Source organism: Flavobacterium sp. W21_SRS_FM3 (assembly GCF_052113625.1).
Classification (GTDB): domain Bacteria; phylum Bacteroidota; class Bacteroidia; order Flavobacteriales; family Flavobacteriaceae; genus Flavobacterium.
The window spans coordinates 118,339-134,969 of sequence record NZ_JBGQOD010000006.1; the positions used below are offsets into that span (position 1 = coordinate 118,339).

Here is a 16,631-nt window from a genome sequence, read left to right on the forward strand (position 1 = left end):
ATCATGAAAACATTCAACATAAAATTTTTATTGGTGGTATTATCGATACTGTCACTAAACTCTTGTTCAGAAGATTTTTTAGTCAAAAAACCAACTGAATTTGTAGACTACGCTTCGGCAACTTCTACAACTGAAAATTTATTCTCTCTACTAAACGGAATTCATAGATCATTATATATTAGATATGAGGGTCAAAATGAAACAGGTATAGCCGGATGCATGCAACAAATAGACATTGCAGGTGAGGACCTTGTATTTCCTGTATCTAATGGATGGTTTCTAGGTGTATACAACTGGACTGGTTTAAGTAATGAAAACTCTCAAGACGTAGCATTTCCTTACAGAACATTTTATAGAATCAATAGAAATGCAAATACTATTTTGGAAGCTGTTGATGCAGCAACTGGATCAGATGCAGATAGAAAAATAATTAAAGGTCAAGCTTTATTATACCGTGCATTTGCTCACTTTCAGTTAGTGCAATTGTATGGTAAACGTTATGATGCCACTGCAAAACCAAATAATCAATTAGGTATTCCTTTAGTGTTAAAAGTGTCAAATGACCAATTACCACGATCGACAGTAGAAGAAGTTTACACTCAAATAAATAAAGATATTGACGAAGCTTTAACGTTGCTAGTTGGTTATACAAAACCTAATAACTCTCATTTAGATTTAAGAGTAGCACAAGGATTGAAAGCACGTGTGGCTTTAGTTCAACAAAATTGGACTGTAGCATCTGCTAATGCAATACTTGCAAGAGCAGGAAAATCTTTAATGAGCACAACAGCTTACACTTCTGGATTTAATTCATACACAAATTCAGAGTGGATGTGGGGAAGTTACGTTAATGAATTGCAGTCAGAATCTTTTGCAAACTTTGGTGCATATATGTCACGTAACTTTAGTTCTACTGTTATTCGTTCATGTCCAAAGGCAATTTTTAATAAGTTATGGGATCGTTTTCCTTCAACAGATATACGTACTGCAATTTTTAGTAAAACAGGACAACATCCAAATATTACTTTAGTTTCAACTGCAGTAAAATTTCCATATACAAGTCAGAAATTTCTTTCTGTAAGTACTGGAGACAGTAGATGTGATGTACCTTATATGCGTATTGCTGAAATGTATTTAATTGAAGCTGAAGCAAAAGCCAAAATGAATGATTTAACTGCTTCACAAGCTTTATTTACTTTAATATCAGCTAGAAATCCAGCATATGTAAAATCGACCGCAACTGGACAAGCGTTGTTAGACGAAATCTATTTGCATAGAAGAATTGAATTATGGGGTGAAGGGTTTAGGTTTTATGATCTAAAAAGAACTAATTCTCCTTTAGACCGAGTTGGACCTACAACTGTACCTGCTACTACATCTAATCATATATCATCTGTTGCACAAGTGATGAGCATTCCCGCAGGTGATAAGAGATGGCAATGGCTTTTCCCAAGAGCCGAAATAAATGCCAACCCAAATATTGTGCAGAACCCAAATTAATTTTTAAATTGACTTAGTTAAAGATCCCGGATGCGCTAGCAGACGGGATTTTTTATTTTAAATTTAATCGTTTTATAAAAAGATCCCTAATATAATCCTTAATTCAGATCGTCATTCTTTTTTTCAACCACAGAATACAGCACATTATAATTAGAATCAAAATAAGATTCCTCAATATCTTCCACTACAGGAGGTAAATTCACAAAATTACCATTTTCATCAAAGCGTTGCATAAACTTATCTTGTGAGGCATCGTATTGTGGATGTTCCCATTCGTATTTTATTTGCTTTTCATACTCTGGAACTTTAAATAAAATCGCAAACACAAATCCAGATACTAATCCTGCGAGATGTCCTTCCCATGATATTGCATCATCTACTTTTGGAAAAACATACCATACCATTCCGCCATAAACCATAATAACTGATAGTGACAGCGCTACTAATCTATAATATTTAGTCAAAATTCCTTTTAGAAAAATAAAACCAACTAAAACATAAATCAAGCCACTGGCGCCAATATGGTAACTATACCTTCCTATTAACCAAGTTACCAATCCCGACACTACTATTCCATACGCTATAACCGCAAATGTTTGTTTAGAATAAAAAAACTGCAAAGCTGCCAGCAAAATTAATAAGGGAATAGAATTGTTATACAGATGACTTAAGTCAGAATGAATAAACGGACTAAAAACTATACCTTGAAGACCGGCCAATGTTCTTGGAAAGATTCCGTGCTCAGTAAAATTAAGATGAAATCGAACTTCCACCCAGTATATAAACCATAAAAATAAAACAAAGAAAAGTGGCAATGCTATTACTTTATTGGTGTATTTAAAATCTCTATCCATAATGACCTACTCTATTCATTGTTTATAATAGTCAAGTTACAAAAATGAAACCAAAATAATAGTATGCTATTTTGTCATTATAAACAGAAGGATTTATTTCTATTTGTACTTTAATTTCGACAAAGCAAACTAGCGAAAGATAAATTTTAATCACTGTTTATCTCATTCTTAGAGATCTCACTAAAAGTTATGTTAAGAGCTCGAGACGCTTCAAATAAAATGAGTAATTTTGCAAAATGGAAGCACCTTTAGCAGAACGCATACGACCACAATCTCTATCTGATTATATAAGCCAATCCCACCTAATAGGACCAAATGGCTCCTTAACGCATCAAATTTCTAAAGGAATTATACCTTCACTGATTTTATGGGGACCCCCGGGAACTGGAAAAACGACATTAGCTCAGATTATTGCTCAAGAGTCAAAACGTCCTTTTTATATTTTAAGTGCCATTAATTCAGGCGTTAAAGATATTAGAGATGTTATTGAAAAAGCAAAACAAAGCGGAGGTCTTTTTACCGCTAAGAATCCAATTTTATTTATCGATGAGATTCATCGTTTTAGTAAATCCCAACAAGACTCCCTTTTGGCAGCAGTCGAAAAGGGTTGGATTACCTTAGTAGGAGCGACTACAGAAAATCCTAGTTTTGAAGTTATTCCCGCCCTCCTATCGCGTTGTCAGGTTTATATTTTAAATGCTTTTACCAAAGAAGACTTAGAGTCATTATTACAACGCGCATTACAAAAAGATAGTTATTTAATGTCCAAAAACATTAAATTAAAAGAAACAGAGGCGCTGCTACGTCTTTCAGGTGGAGACGGACGCAAACTATTAAATATTTTTGAACTTGTCGTAAATGCCTCTGCTGAAGATGAAATTATTATTACTAATGATCGGGTTTTTGCGCTTGTGCAACAAAATACCGTATTGTATGACAAAAGTGGTGAGCAGCATTATGATATCGTTTCGGCTTTTATAAAATCCATACGAGGTAGTGATCCTAACGGAGCAGTTTATTGGTTGGCAAGAATGATTGAAGGTGGCGAAGACGTAAAATTTATAGCTAGGCGCATGCTCATCTTATCAAGTGAAGATATTGGGTTAGCAAATCCAACTGCTTTTATTATGGCAAACAATACTTTTCAAGCGGTAGCTACAATTGGATATCCCGAAAGCCGCATTATTCTTAGCCAATGTGCTATTTACCTTGCAACATCACCAAAAAGTAATGCTTCTTATTTAGCTATAGGATCAGCACAGCAATTAGTAAAGCAAACAGGAGATTTATCTGTACCGATCCATTTACGTAATGCGCCTACTAAACTAATGAAAGAATTAGGGTACGGTGATGAATATAAATATTCACACGATTATCAGAATAATTTTGCAGAGCAGGAATACCTGCCTGATAATATAAAAAACACAGCATTGTACACACCAGGCACAAATGCTAGAGAGAATAGTACTCGAGATTTTTTAAGAAATCGTTGGAAAGACAAATACGGTTATTAATAAAAAAGGTTCTAAGAAACAGTTGTAAACTATTTTCTTAGAACCTTTTTCCATTAATGGATATATTACTTAAAATTTAACTGAAATTTTTTCAGATATCAGCTGCTGATTTTGATAATACTCAAAGTACCAAAATCCGTTTTTAGAAACTAGAACACCTTGATTTTCTCCTTTAGTTGCGATGAAAGTTGATGGACTTGAGGTTTTTATCACTTTCATAACCACCTTAGGGGTTGAATCAATTAATTGATACCCATTTTCTATAGGCTGAGCATACAATAGATCCTTACTGTCTACTGCAGCTTGCACTGTAGCTACCTTAGTTGCTTCTTGCACAGGAACAGTTTCTGCCACTACTTCTTTCACTACTACTGTTTCTTCTTGTACACCTTCAACTTCCTTCTCTTTTTTAGTAATTGTACCATCGTAGCTGTATTGTAAAGCATAAATAGAAGCAAAAGCCTCATTTAAACATTCCGTGTATGCGGCTTGATAGTCTTTCTCTTTACTCTTACCTGTAAGCGACTGAAAAACGATTTTACCATTACAATCTTTTAAGGTTATAAATAGTTTTGTAATTAGAAAACCATTTTCTTTTTGTAAATCAAAGTACAACAAATCACATCTTTCGCTAAAAGCTTTCGGTGTTGCTTCATTACTATAAAAAGCCTCAAAACCTGCTTTTTTCAAATTAAATTTGGACATCGTATTTAATCGATAATCATTTTCCCCCTTAAGAAATTCAAATTTAACAGGAACAATAACGGCCTTATAATTATTTACTGATTGTGCGTATGTACTACCAACTATAGCTAGCAATAATAATAAAAAATATTTCTTCATAATTTATAAAAAGTTTTTTAGTTCTAATAAATGGTTTACTTGTTTAATATTATTCGCTGCATGGCTTTTATGCTCATTAAAAAAAATAGCATCTAGACCCATATTTAATGCTCCTTCTACATCTGCTTCAAGAGAATCTCCTATCATAATGCTATTTTCTTTTTTGGCTTTAGCCAGATCCAATGCATATTCAAATATAATAGGATTCGGTTTCTTCACTCCTGCCATTTCAGAGTTAGTAATGGTATGAAAATAACTATGCAATTTAGAATTTTTAATTTTTCTTTGCTGTACTTCCGCAAAACCATTAGTAATAATATGCAAATTGTATTTATCATTTAAATAATCCAAAACCTCAAAAGTCCCATCAAAAAGATGATTATTATCTGGCAAAAACGCAATGTATTCTTGAGCGATAACCTCAATTTGAGCATCTGAAATACTATAATTTAAAGCATCAAAAGAATGTTTCAGTCGATTGTAACGCAGCTCATCATGAGAAATTTTATCAAACTGATACAGTTTCCAACAGGCTTGATTAATGGGCACATACTTTTCAATAAACCCCTTAATCTCAATAGTAGGATGACTATTGTCAAAAATCTTTTGAAAGGTAATTTCTGAATTTTTATCAAAGTCCCAAAGTGTGTGATCTAAATCGAAGAACACATCTTTAATATTATTAATTTTCATTTTTTAATTTTAAAAAATTCCTTCATCAACAAAGCTAAAGTAATTTGTTTCAGTAACAATCAAATGATCTAAAACTTTGATTTCTAAGCTATCCCCGGCCAGTTTCAGTTTTTTAGTAATCTGCCTGTCTGCCTCACTAGGAACTAATGTTCCAGAGGGGTGATTATGGCATAAAATAAGCGCTGTGGCACCTAGCTCTAATGCCATTTTAAACACTATTCGAACATCAACCAATGTGCCTGTGATACCTCCCTTACTCAACTGAGATTTAGAAAGCACTTTATTTGAATTATTTAAATACACAATCCAAAACTCTTCATGAGGTAACTCCCCTATTATGGGTTGCATTAGTTCAAATATAGCTTTGCTTGACGTAATCTTAATCAAGTCTACAGCATCTTCTGCTCTTCTTCTTCTACCTACCTCTAAAGCGGCTATAATCGAAATAGCTTTCGCTTCACCAATGCCTTTAAACTGTACTAGCTGAGAAAGCGATAATTTGCCTAAAGCATTTAAATTATTATTTACGCTATTCAAAATTCGTTTACTCAACTCAACAGCAGATTCATTCCGACTTCCAGAACCTATTAATATGGCAATTAATTCTGCATCACTAAGCGCTGCTTTGCCTTTTAGCATTAGTTTTTCCCTCGGCTTGTCGTCTTCTGACCAGTGGGTTATCGGAAAATTATTTTGTTCCACATGCATAAATTTAAATTAATACACCTACCAATACTAATCATTACTGAAATTCACCTTTAAAATTGAATTTATATACTTTTTTTCATGCAAATACTATTTTCGAAGCCTTTGTAAGGACCATAATTATCTGTAATTACATAAGCTGCTTTTTGATACATGGTAATTGCAGCATCTTGTCTGTATAAGGTTTCTAAAACTGAAAAATCAAAACCTAATTCACTTGCCCAAGTCTCTAATTCAGATAACATTCGCTGAGCTAGCTTATTCCCACGTTGCACAGGAGAAACAAACATACGCTTTATTTCAATGGTATTTTTATCGTATTTCTTGAAACAGGAGCAAGCCACTGCGACATTATCACCATAAATAATCACCACATTAGGATTGTATTCAATGATGTTATTTCCCCAGTAATTAGATTGCAATTCAGGATAGGCAGCCCACAGGCTCTGATCTAATTCACCAACTAAGGATTGAAAATCTGGATTTTCACTATTTGTCCTTCTAACTTCAATCCTATCTACCATAGTAATAAATTAACCGATTATCTTTTTAACTTCATCAAAATCTAAACCACCATAATTTCCAGAACTCATCAGTAAAAGGGCTGCGTTGTCAAAATTTTGACTAAATAAATACTCTTTAAATTCTTTGGCATTAGTGTAGATTATTAAATCTTCTCTATTGAAAGCCTTTGCGATTTGTTCGTAACTTACTTCGTCTAACTGCTTTATTTTTACTGCATCTGGCGAATAGAAAACGACAGCAACATCTGCATGTTCTAACGCACCTTCGTATTCCTTTAAAAATTCGGCATTTAAGCTACTGTACGTATGTAGTTCTAAGCAAGCAATTAGTTTACGGCTTGGATATTGTTCCTTAACCGCTTGGGTTGTTGCAGCTACTTTACTTGGCGAATGAGCAAAGTCCTTAAAAGCAACACTATTTTTACTTTCGGCAATTTTCTCTAAACGTTTTGATGCGCCTTTAAAACTGGCAATAGCTTCGTAAAAATCAGCTTCGTCAACACCCATGTTTTGACAAATCCATTTGGCTCCAGCCAAATTATTTAAATTATGTGCTCCAAAAACTTCAATAGGCATATCGCCTTCGGGAGTTTCTAATAAAGTTATTCCATTTTCTACCTTATATTGTGGTGTGTGATACGCTAACTTTCGAATAGGATTGGTAGCAGCTTCGGCTACACGCTTCACTTCTGAGTCATCCTCATTATAAACTAGAATACCACCATTTGTGATTTTGCCAATAAAAATTTCAAATTGCTCTACGTAATTTTCATAAGTAGGAAATACATTAATATGATCCCAAGCAACACCAGAAATGAGAGCAATATTAGGTTGGTACAAATGAAATTTAGGTCTTCTATCTATGGGTGACGATAAATATTCATCTCCTTCTAGAACAATGAAATCATTTTCCTCTGTAAGATGAACCATAGTATCAAAGCCTTCTAGCTGCGCTCCTACCATATAATCAACAGCGATATCATGGTAATGCATCACATGAAGAATCATCGAAGTGATGGTAGTTTTTCCATGAGAACCCCCAATTACTACTCGAGTTTTATTTTTAGATTGTTCATATAAAAACTCAGGGTAAGAATAAATCTTTAATCCTAATTCTTGTGCTTTCAACAATTCAGGATTATCAGCTTTGGCGTGCATTCCTAAAATCACTGCTTCAATATCAGCGCTGATTTTGTCAGGAAACCAACCTAACTCTTGCGGTAAAATGCCTTTTTTATCTAAACGTGATTTTGAAGGTTCAAAAATAGCATCATCACTTCCCGTTACTTGATACCCTTTATTGTATAATGCCAAAGCCAAATTATGCATTGCGCTACCACCGATAGCTATGAAATGAGTCTTCATATATTTTTCTTAGATGTTGAATTTAAATCTTTTATTTTTTGCAAGATTGCAGTTGCCTTTGCGGGCTCATTCATTTTATTTTTATACAAATCAGCCAGCATTTGATAACTCTCTACAGAACTTCCCACTGCAATAGCTTTTTTGTACTGCAATTCAGCTGCTTTATATCTTTTATAGTGTTCTTCAATGCGACCTCTGGACATGTAACCATCAACTGGAGATAAGCGCATTAATTCATTAGAGTAAGAAATGGCTTTACTTTCGCTTCCGCCAACGATCCTTGGTAGTTGCATATAATATTCTATCAAAGCCCAGCGTGCATTGATATGCTTAGGATCGATATCGATTGCTTTTTCAAAAGAGGATCTAATTTCGTCAATCATACCCAACGCTTTAAACTTATTTACCTCTAGAGCACGCATGCCTGTAGCGCCTCCATACTTATAATAATAATCAGCTTCGGATGGTTTTAATTGTTTTAGTTTTCTATAATAGCTAATTGCTTCCTCCCAAGATTTATTAGCACCTGCGATATCTCCTAAATATTCAATTATTTTTAAATTAGAAGGATTCGCTTTTAATAAAGATTCAAAAATTGGTTTTGCCTGTTCGTATTTACCTTCATCAAATAGTTTCTGCGCTCTATCAATACCTGATTGTGCGTATAGAAAAAAAGGTAGTAATAAAAAAAGAATGTGTTTCATTTTCCAAAAATAAGGAATTTTATAAGGAATAGAAAGATTATTAGCGAAGATAAAGTCCCAAAATAAAGCAGGCTCAAAAAGCAAACTATAATGCAATAGAAAACTTTAAAAAACTTTAACATAACATACAGGAGCTACATTCGTAGCGCATTACTACAATTAATAATCTTGCTTAATTAACTATAATAAGTTTACTTAATGAAAATATTTTATGCTATTCAAGCTACTGGAAATGGACACATCAGTAGAGCGACCCAATTATATCCTTATTTACTTAAGCATGGCACAGTAGACTTCTTTTTAAGCGGCAACAATGCTAGTCTAGATATAAAATTACCCGTAAAATTCAAAAGCAAAGGCTGTAGTCTCCACTATAGTAAATGCGGAGGACTAGATTACTGGAATATTATGAAGAACATTCAGCCACGTCAAATGTACAAAGACGCTGATGCATTACCTCTAAAAGATTACGATGTAATCATAAATGATTTTGACGCTATTACATCATTGGCATGTAAATTACAAAATGTACATTCTGTTCAATTAGGACATCAAGCCAGTTTCATTTCTAAGGCTACACCACGACCCAATAAGAAGAGTTTTTTGGGAGAGATGATTTTGAAACATTATGCACCTTCTCCAAAAAATATTGGTCTGCATTTTAAAAATTACGATAGTTTTATTCACCCTCCTATCATCAAAGATCAAATCATAGAAGCCGAACCTATAAACTTAGAACACATTACGGTGTACTTGCCTTCTTTTGATAAAGAATGTTTAGAAAAAGCATTTAATAAAGTAAATTGCATTCATTTTCATTGGTTTTTGGATGATGTAGCCTCTCCACACACTATTGGAAATATTACCTATTATCCCGTAAACCAAAAAAAATTCAATAAAAGTCTTATTAGCTGTGAAGGAATAATTACAGGCGGTGGTTTTGAAACTCCAGCTGAAGCATTATATCTCAAAAAGAAAATCCTTAGTATACCTATTCGCAACCATTATGAACAAGAATGCAATGCTGCCGCTTTAAAGAAACTGGGAGTCCCTGTAGTTTATACCGTTAATTCTGATTTCCATTTAGTAATAGAAAAATGGCTTAATCAAGACATCATCTATCCCATTATTGAGGCTAATAATATTCCAGAAACACTTGATTATCTTTTTGACACTTATCATCAATAATGATTATAACTGGTGCTAAAGAATCACTTTCCCTCAAAATTATTCTAATTCTTTTGACCCAATTATATTCTCTACCTACATCTCTATTTTAAAATTTAATAAATTGATAGCAACAATAGGATTAAAGATAAATAGTATTAAATTCACTATAACAAAGCGTTTTAACTCTATTTGAAATTCTATGAAAAAAATATTTTTATTCTTACTGCTTAGTTCTCTTTCTGTTCTTGGTCAACAATTTGAATCCAAATGGAACAAAGTGATTGAAAACGAAAATGCTGGAAAAATAAAATCGGCTAACGCAATAGTCGAAAACATCTATAAAAAAGCCAGTCGCCAGAAAGACGAAGCGCAAATTATTAAATGTTTTTTCTATCTATCAAAATACAGTCAAGTACTCGATGAAAATGCCCAAACAAAAATCATCCGTCATTTAAAAAATGAAATCAATAGCGCGTCAATACCCACCAAGGCGATTTTAAATCTTATTTATGGAAAATGCTTGAATTCTTACTACCAACAAAACGGTTATACTATTAGAAATCGTACTAATATTGCAAATGCTGATGGTGATTTTTTAACATGGACAAAAGTCGACTTTGAGAAGCAAACAGTGGATGCATACGCGAAATCGCTAGAAAACCAAACAATTTTAAAGCAAACACCTTTGAATAACTACAGCGCTATATTTGATTATGCTGATGATACTACTTTTAAAAAACAAACTCTTTTTGATTATCTAATAAAAGAAAACATAGCCTTTTACACCTCTAGAATCACTACATGGGAAGTTAACCCTAAAGATTTCCAAACTTATCAAGATATTTTATATGGCAACAGTGCACAATTCAGTATTTTAAACCTTGATTTTATCACAAACGAGAATCTAAAAAAAGCGCTTGAGTTATATCAAACACAAGAAATTAACACATCCACAAGCGAAAAACAATTACAACGCATCATTTTTGTAAAGAACTATATTTTAAAATCAGAAAACGAGTGGCTTACAGTATTAGAAAATTTACAAAAAACTGTTACTAACGAAGCCATAACGCAACAAATACAGCTAGAAAAAGCCAATAGTTATATTCAACAAGCTTCAAAAGAAACACATCCTGATTACAATAATAAAGCTATAGCTGTACTCGATAGCATTATTGCTACTAATAATCGTTCAAACAGTTATAAAAAAGCCGTCCAAAATAAGCATGATTTAAATTTAAAATCAATACATATTGAATTAGAAAAATACATTTATCCTAGTCAAAATTCAAGGGCGCGTATTACTTATAAAAATGTAGATAGTGTTAGTATTAGCTTCTATAAATTAGCTCAAAGCGAAATAAATCTTTTTGAATACAATTACCAATTAAAAGACAGTATACTTAATGATCTTGTTTTAAATAAAATTCCGATTGCATCACAGAAATACACCCTGAAAAATCAAAAAAACTATTTTGAATACAGTACAGAAGTACTTTTACCACAATTAGATTTAGGAACTTATTTAGTGTTTTTTGAAAGTAATAACGACAAAAAAGACAGCAAAGCATTTGGGTACGAAACAGTAACAGTAAGTAATTTTACAATTATAGCGGGAATCAAAAGCAACAAAGAATATTATCAAGTATTAGATCGAAAATCAGGGCAACCTATTGAAGATGTAACAATCGCATCTAATAAATTAACATTGATCACAAATAGAGAAGGGAAAGTAACTTATGACAAGAAAGATGTAGAAGGATCTTACCTCGATCTATCACTAACAAAACAAAATGACACTTTAGACCTTGCTGATAAATGGGTAAATCATATCAATGTGTACAAAGAACTCCAAAAAGCAAAAGCAAAAGTAGAGATTTATTTAGACCGAGCTATTTACAGACCCGGCCAAACAGTTTACTATAAAGGAGTTGCATTTCAAAAAAAACAAGACAAATCTTCGGTTGTTCCTCATACCACGTTTAAAATTAGATGCAATGATGCAAGTGGTAATACATTAAAAGAGTTTGATGTGATTACTAATGAATTTGGATCTTTTTCTGGAGAGTATGTATTACCAAAATCTGGTTTAACAGGTAATTTTAAGATTGAAGCCGGTGAGCCAGACAATTATAAAAACGACGTAAATTACAGTTATACGTTAGAGGAGCATCCTTTTTGGGATCAGGTCGAATTTGAAAATTCCTTTCAGGTCTTTGCTGTTGAAGAATATAAAAGACCCAAATTTGAAGTCAGCATTGACCGTGTTACAGGAACTTACAACGTAAATGATAAGATAACGATAACAGGAAATGCGAACTCATTTACTGGTTCAGTCCTATCAGGAGCTAAAGTGAAATACACTGTACGGCAAGAAACATACAATTCAAATTTTAATGGACGTTATGAATGGGCAGGCGGAAGAAGCCAAACAATAACGGAATCAGAAACTACAACTGATGACAAAGGAAAGTTCAGTATTGATTTTATTGCTGTGCCTGACACTTATTCTAAAAAAGAAGATTTACCAATATTTAGTTACCGTATAAGTATTGCCGTTACTGACAACAATGGTGAAACTCACTCGATAAACCAGCAATTAGTAACTAACGTAGGGTATCATGCATTAAAATTAGTAGCAACGCTACCCTATGATATCGAAACTAAAAATAAAAACATTCTGTCTCTAGACAGTAAAAACCTTAATGATACTTTTGTCCCAACAATAGGAGTATTAAAATTTTACTGCGTTAGAAAAAGTAAACATAAAATCAAACCCAGGATTTGGAAAAAACCAGAAATAGAAAGTATCTCTGAAACTGAATTTGAAACACTTTTCCCATTTGAACAAAATGACATACCTATCTCTAAAGATGAAATGGGAGAGTTAGTATTTACAAAAAACGTAAATACAGACAGAGATAAAAAAATCGCTTTGCATTTTATGTCAGATTGGGAAGCTGGTACCTACAACGTAGTTTTTTCCGCTGTTGATAAATTTGGAAATGCAGTCGATACAAAAACGCGATTTAATCTTGCACAAAGTAGCGAAACATTTAATCCTAACACATTATTTACAGCAGAACAACTCAATAGTAACCCGGCAAAAGATGGCTTTATCAAAGTTAAGCTCAAAAGCATAATGCCTTCACTATATATTAGTAGTAGCGCAAATTATAAAAATTGGAATTTTTATGACGAGGGTATTGCAATAGATAATAACGAAGCTATTATTACTATTCCACTGCTTAAAGAATTTGAAAAAGCGATTACAGTAAATTTCACAAGTATTTTTGATAATACAGTATTCGAAAAAAAATTAGAAGTTATTCTTGAAAATACACAACCCAAACTTGATTTTGAAGTAACCAGCTTTAGAAGTAAACTAGAACCAGCAAAATTAGAAAGTTGGTCGTTTAAATTGAATCCTAATGCAACAAACATAGAGACTGAAGTTCTTGCTAGTATGTATGATAAATCTTTAGACCAGTTTGCAAAGCAAGACTGGGGTTTATTTAATTTCAATAATGACAATAATTATTACTCATCCAATACAAAAACTATCTTAGGCTTTGAAAAAACCTATAGTAATATCTATAATTTGAATACCAATTTAAACGCAATAACTTTTCAAAATGAATACACTGATTTATTGTGGTTTGGCTTCAATATCAATACTGTAGAGAATAAATACACCTTAATCAATTATAAAAAACAGCATCCTATAAAGTTGAAAGGGCCCTCAAATGCTAAATTAATTTCAGGAATTATTTCTGATTCTTCCGGAGTTCTGTCTGGAGCCGGTATCAGCATAAAAGGTACCGAACGAAAAACTGTATCCGACTTTGATGGTTATTATCAAATAGCCGCAGCACAAGACGAAATACTTGTTTTCAGCTACATTGGTTATAATAGTAAAGAGCAAAAAATAACAACTAAAATTATTGATATACAACTTCAACAAGATGAAAGCGACCTGCAGGAAGTTGTTGTTGTGGGTTATGGAATTGTAAAGAAGAAATCATCAAGTAGCTCTGTAGTAGTTGTAGAAGATAATTCAGTTTACAATACTGCTGGAATAGCCATCGCTCTAGAAGGAAGAGCTGCGGGTGTATCAATATCAAATCTCAAAATGAACATTCGAGGAACTGGTGCAATTGATAAAAATACCGTCCCTCTATATATTGTTGACGGACAAATTACAACAGAACAAGAAATAAAAAACTTAATTCCCGATGATATTGTTTCAATAGATGTATTGAAAGAAGCTAAAGCCACCGCCATTTATGGAAGTAAAGGCGCTAACGGAGCAATTATCATCACTACAAAAAAAGCACTTGAAGGCTTAACTCAAGTCAAAGCCAGAACAAATCTATCAGAAACAGCATTCTTTTTACCTAACTTAAAAACAGATAAAAACGGGAATCTAAGTTTTAATTTTACTTCCCCAGAAGCTTTGACTGCTTGGAAATTCCGTTTATTAGCACATAATAAAGAAGCCGTTTCGGGTTATCTAGAAAAAAATGTAATCACGCAAAAAGAGTTGATGGTAATTCCTAATTTCCCACGTTTTTTCAGGGAGAAAGACAGCATTATTATTACCTCTAAAGTGGCCAATATGACTAAAGAAGCCAAAACTGGAATTGCACAGTTGCAATTTTTGGACGCTACAACTATGGAGGCTGTTGATGTTGCGATGGCGAATACTAAGAGTGTGAAAAATTTTAAAATCAGCCCAATGGGCAGTACTACTGTCAGCTGGAAGGTCTATGTTCCTACAGGATTAGAAGGAATACAGTACAAAATTGTAGCTAAAGCAGGGAATTATTCGGATGGAGAAGAAAGTATTCTTCCAGTTCTGACCAACAACATCTTAGTTACTGAGAGCATGCCTATTTGGGTTCGTGAAAACAGCAAAAAAGAATACATCTTTGAAAATCTAAAAAACTCGGTTTCGCCAACTCTAAAAAACCATCAATTCACGTTTGAATACACCTCGAATCCTGCGTGGATTGCTATACAATCTTTACCTTATTTGATGGAATACGAACACGATGGTTCCGAACAAACCTTTGCTCGCTTTTATGCAAATGCATTAGCGACTACGATAATTAGTAGTAATCCAAAGATAGCTGCCATTTTTGAATCTTGGAGAAAAGACGGAAAAGATCATTCTAAACTAGAAGATAATGAGGAATTAAAATCAATAATTCTAGCCGAAACGCCTTGGATTAATGATGCCAAGAGTGAAGAGGAGAAAAAGAAAAATATGGCATTGTTATTTGATCTAGAAAAAATGAAAAGTTCGCAAGACGCCACATTCGATATACTAAAAAAGAAACAAACTGCTTCGGGTGGATTTCCATGGTTTGAAGGTGGTGAACCCAGCGAATACATCACACGGCACATAGTAGCAGGACTAGGTCATTTATCCAAATTAAGCAACACCGAAGATAGCACAGCAAAAATCAAGCAAATTGCTTCAAAAGCGATTCCGTTTATTGATGAAAAGTTTTTGACAGATTATCAAGCCAAAAATCAAAACACGCAGTCTACTACTAAATTAATCTGGAACAACCCCTGTACTGATTTACACTATTTATACAGCCGTAGTTTTTATTTAGAGAGTTATCCTCTCTCGGATTCATTACAAACCGCTACAAAGCAATATATCGAAATTATCAAAACAAACTGGCTGAACTATTCCCTATACGAAAAAGGATTAGCCGCTTTGACCTTGAATCGTTTTGGCGAAAAAATTGTCGCCAAAAAAATCATTGAAAGTTTAAAAGAAATTGCTTCGAATAACGAAGATTGGGGTATGTATTGGATTGCCAACAAAGCGGGATGGTATTGGTACCAAGCTCCTATAGAAACACAGGCTTTATTGATTGAGGCTTTCGCCGAAGTAACTAAGGATAACAAATCAGTAGATGCAATGAAAGTTTGGTTATTAAAGAACAAACAAACTAAAAATTGGCCAACGACCAAGTCAACTACCGAAGCGGTATATGCTTTATTATTACAAGGTTCAGACTGGTTATCAATTAAAGATAATACAACAATCAAAATTGGTGATGAAAAAATACTTACTAAAAAACTAAACGACAACCAAAAAGAAGCCGAAACAGGTTATATTAAACTTAACTGGAAAGCAGCTGAGATTAACAAAGACATGGCCATCATAAGCATTAACAACAAAGCTTCAGTTCCAGCTTACGGCGGAGTATACTGGCAGTATTTTGAGGATCTAGAGAAAGTTAAGAGCGACAATAAAAATAGCTTGTCAATCACAAAAGAACTCTATCTAAAGAAAGACAATAAAAAAGGTAGTGAATTAACTAAGGTTACTGGAGATTTAACTATTGGCGATTTAGTTACTGTGCGATTAATTATTTCAACCAAAGAAGATATGGAATTTGTGCACTTAAAAGACATGAGAGCTTCTTGTTTTGAACCCATTGACGTGTTGTCTAGTTATCAATACAAAGACAATTTAGGATTTTATAAAAGCACAAAAGATGCAGCTACGCATTTCTTTTTTGACAAAATCAACAAAGGAACGTATGTCTTAGAATACGACATAAGAGTAAACAATAAAGGAAGTTTCTCTAACGGAATTACCACCATTCAAAGTATGTATGCTCCAGAATTCACCAGTCACAGCAATGGAATTCAGGTAAAAGTGAGCAACTAAATTAAGAGAAAAGCAAAAATCCGTTTCAAGTAATTGAAACGGATTTTTTTATTGGAATGAAA

11 protein-coding genes are annotated in these 16,631 nt (G+C 33.3%); 4 read left to right on the forward strand and 7 right to left on the reverse strand.

Features of this window, described 5'->3' with window-relative positions:
* The first annotated feature begins 3 nt into the window (after positions 1 to 3).
* Positions 4 to 1,500: a RagB/SusD family nutrient uptake outer membrane protein gene (locus ACEN2K_RS10805; RefSeq protein WP_441759332.1), complete on the forward strand. Its 1,497-nt coding sequence runs from the start codon at positions 4 to 6 to the stop codon at positions 1,498 to 1,500.
* A gap of 98 nt (positions 1,501 to 1,598) precedes the next feature.
* Here ACEN2K_RS10805 and ACEN2K_RS10810 read toward each other — a convergent pair whose 3' ends face one another.
* Positions 1,599 to 2,354, reverse strand: coding sequence for a rhomboid family intramembrane serine protease (locus tag ACEN2K_RS10810; protein WP_441759333.1), 756 nt, complete (start codon positions 2,352 to 2,354; stop codon positions 1,599 to 1,601).
* A 236-nt stretch (positions 2,355 to 2,590) separates the two neighbouring features.
* On the opposite strand from ACEN2K_RS10810, the gene ACEN2K_RS10815 reads away from it, so the two are divergent.
* Entirely contained in the window at positions 2,591 to 3,868 is a 1,278-nt protein-coding gene (locus ACEN2K_RS10815; RefSeq protein WP_441759334.1) for a replication-associated recombination protein A, read from the forward strand.
* 69 nt (positions 3,869 to 3,937) lie between these two features.
* Here the strand turns inward: ACEN2K_RS10815 and ACEN2K_RS10820 are convergent, their stop codons facing one another.
* The 6 genes from ACEN2K_RS10820 to ACEN2K_RS10845 form a co-directional block, all read right to left on the reverse strand.
* Positions 3,938 to 4,711 carry a hypothetical protein gene (locus ACEN2K_RS10820; RefSeq protein ID WP_441759335.1) on the reverse strand — a complete coding sequence of 258 codons (774 nt, stop codon included), beginning with the start codon at positions 4,709 to 4,711 and terminating at the stop codon, positions 3,938 to 3,940.
* Between the two features lie 3 nt (positions 4,712 to 4,714).
* On the reverse strand, positions 4,715 to 5,404 hold the full coding sequence (locus ACEN2K_RS10825; protein ID WP_441759336.1) for a YjjG family noncanonical pyrimidine nucleotidase: 690 nt from the start codon (positions 5,402 to 5,404) through the stop codon (positions 4,715 to 4,717).
* Between the two features lie 9 nt (positions 5,405 to 5,413).
* A complete protein-coding gene (gene radC, locus ACEN2K_RS10830; RefSeq protein WP_441759337.1) occupies positions 5,414 to 6,112 on the reverse strand; it encodes a RadC family protein in 699 nt (232 codons plus the stop codon).
* 62 nt (positions 6,113 to 6,174) lie between these two features.
* The gene (locus tag ACEN2K_RS10835; RefSeq protein WP_441759338.1) at positions 6,175 to 6,633 is read right to left on the reverse strand and encodes a GNAT family N-acetyltransferase; all 459 of its coding nucleotides are present in this window, start codon (positions 6,631 to 6,633) and stop codon (positions 6,175 to 6,177) included.
* 9 nt (positions 6,634 to 6,642) lie between these two features.
* Positions 6,643 to 7,998, reverse strand: a complete 1,356-nt coding sequence (locus tag ACEN2K_RS10840) for a UDP-N-acetylmuramate--L-alanine ligase (RefSeq protein WP_441759339.1) — start codon at positions 7,996 to 7,998, stop codon at positions 6,643 to 6,645.
* The gene (locus tag ACEN2K_RS10845; protein WP_441759340.1) at positions 7,995 to 8,702 is read right to left on the reverse strand and encodes a tetratricopeptide repeat protein; all 708 of its coding nucleotides are present in this window, start codon (positions 8,700 to 8,702) and stop codon (positions 7,995 to 7,997) included. The genes ACEN2K_RS10840 and ACEN2K_RS10845 overlap by 4 nt, the downstream gene beginning before the upstream one ends.
* A gap of 198 nt (positions 8,703 to 8,900) precedes the next feature.
* Here ACEN2K_RS10845 and ACEN2K_RS10850 point away from each other — a divergent pair, with 198 nt between their 5' ends.
* Complete coding sequence (locus tag ACEN2K_RS10850) at positions 8,901 to 9,890, forward strand: glycosyltransferase family protein (RefSeq protein WP_441759341.1); 990 nt, start codon at positions 8,901 to 8,903, stop codon at positions 9,888 to 9,890.
* Between the two features lie 181 nt (positions 9,891 to 10,071).
* On the forward strand, positions 10,072 to 16,569 hold the full coding sequence (locus ACEN2K_RS10855) for an MG2 domain-containing protein (protein WP_441759342.1): 6,498 nt from the start codon (positions 10,072 to 10,074) through the stop codon (positions 16,567 to 16,569).
* Positions 16,570 to 16,631: the final 62 nt, after the last annotated feature.